We start from the raw sequence: 1,258 nt of genomic DNA, 5'->3' as shown, positions 1-1,258 counted from the left end.
GCGCGGCGCGTCGAACGAGCCGGGAGCGGTCCCCGAACCAGTCGGCGACGCTCGTCGGGACCGCATCGTCCTCGGGGACGAACGCCGTGAGAACCCCTTCCGGGTCGTCGGTCTCGACCCCACGCAGACGGCCGAGAACGTCGTCGAGGCGGCCACCGCTCGCGTCGCTCACGCGGCGGAACTCGACCGTCTCCTCGTCGCTCTCGGCCCGCTCCACGCGGTCCTCCAGCGACTCGATACGGTCTTCCAGCCGATTGACGCGCTCCTCGGCGCGCTGGCGGTCGGCGACTGCCTCCGAACGCCGCTCTTCTTCAGCCTCCGCGCGACGCTCGAGGTGGCGCTTCTCCTCTTCGAGCGTCTCGATCCGCTCTTTCAGCTCGGCGCGGCCGAGCAGCCGGTCGATCATACCCGAGGATCGGCCCCCGGTGACCTAAAAGGCCCGTCGTCGGACGCCGGTCCGGCTCAGGCGTTGGCGGAGGGCTCCCACCCCTCCCAGCGGAGGAGGTTCTCCGCCCGGTCGGCGTCCGCCAACAGGACGTTCCGCGTCGCCGGGAGGTCTTCGTCGGCAATGGATCGGGGAACCGCGAGCGTCCCGCTCGGAACGCCCTCGTCGCCGCCGACCGGGATGTGTCCCGCGCCGAGCTTCATTACGAGGGGCGCGTCGAGCCGTTCGAGGCCCGTTCCCGCCGCGTACAGTTGCTCGTTGACGTGCTCGTGGTCGGCCTGCTGGATGACGGCCCGGTCGCCGTCGTGGGGCTCGACGTACAGTTCCCCCAAGTAGTATCCGCTGGAAAAGCGTTCGAACATTCTGTGCGTGCTATCCTCTGCCATGGTAGTATATAAACATTTCTCGGAAATCGACGATCGTGACGGACGATCCCGAGGCCGCTGGGTTCGGCGTCAACGCGCTCGCTCGATTCACAACGGCTCGGCGGCATCGGCGTATCGACGATAGGTCTCGGCCGCCCAGCCGCGAACCGCTGGATCGTCGGTAGCGAGCACGGCCGCGAGTCCTCGACCGTCGAACAGTCCGACAACCGCGCGGTCGTCGACGAGGAGGATCCCAATCGGTGAGTCACCGTCGTGGACGCGGAGATCGGCGCCGCGGTCCGCCATCGACGACCGGATCGCGGGGCGCGCAGGGCCGGTGAGGCGTGTTCCCGCGCGTCCCGTGAGCACGATTCGCGCCTCCATCTCCGCTGCGGTGGCAGCTGTCAGCCGTTCCACGAGCGACGCGTCGAGCCGCGGCACCACCCCG

The 1,258-nt window shown here is 69.2% G+C and carries 2 protein-coding genes and 1 pseudogene; all 3 read right to left on the bottom strand.

Annotation, left to right across the window (positions count from 1 at the left end):
* Positions 1-406, bottom strand: a pseudogene (locus tag ACFQEU_RS16140) (Vms1/Ankzf1 family peptidyl-tRNA hydrolase); the annotation flags it as partial.
* Positions 407-462: 56 nt separating this feature from the next.
* On the bottom strand, positions 463-807 hold the full coding sequence (locus ACFQEU_RS16135; protein ID WP_379783819.1) for a DUF5802 family protein: 345 nt from the start codon (positions 805-807) through the stop codon (positions 463-465).
* A gap of 111 nt (positions 808-918) precedes the next feature.
* The coding region (locus ACFQEU_RS16130) for a transcriptional regulator FilR1 domain-containing protein (protein WP_379783817.1) at positions 919-1,258 on the bottom strand (340 nt) is incomplete at its 5' end.

Source organism: Halorubrum tibetense (genome assembly GCF_042661865.1).
GTDB classification, from domain to species: Archaea; Halobacteriota; Halobacteria; order Halobacteriales; family Haloferacaceae; genus Halorubrum; species Halorubrum tibetense.
Note: the sequence above shows the minus strand (reverse complement) of the source record. Positions and strands in the feature narration are given on the sequence as shown.